Below are 258 nucleotides of genomic sequence, written 5' to 3'. Positions count from 1 at the left end.
ATTATTTTCGGCAATTTAATTTCTGTCGTTGGGGGATTCCTGCTCGCTTCCAAAGGGAGCATCGACTATCCACTGTTTCTCGCCACCCTGGTGGGTGTCTCGTTGGTGGTCGCGTCGGGCTGTGTGTTTAACAACTACATCGACCGCGACATCGACAAGAAAATGGAGAGAACGAAGAATCGGGTGCTGGTAAAAGGCCTGATCGCGCCGAGTGTCACCCTGGTTTATGCGACCGTGTTGGGTATTGTGGGCTTCGCG

1 protein-coding gene is annotated in these 258 nt (G+C 52.7%); it reads left to right on the top strand.

Translation table 11 applies throughout. From position 1 onward, the window contains the following. On the top strand, positions 1-258 hold a 258-nt coding region (locus tag ACYYG1_RS17635), incomplete at both ends, for a UbiA family prenyltransferase (protein ID WP_461211634.1).

The sequence above is a fragment of the Desulfocurvus sp. DL1XJH-121 genome (assembly GCF_054819825.1).
Note: the sequence above shows the minus strand (reverse complement) of the source record. Positions and strands in the feature narration are given on the sequence as shown.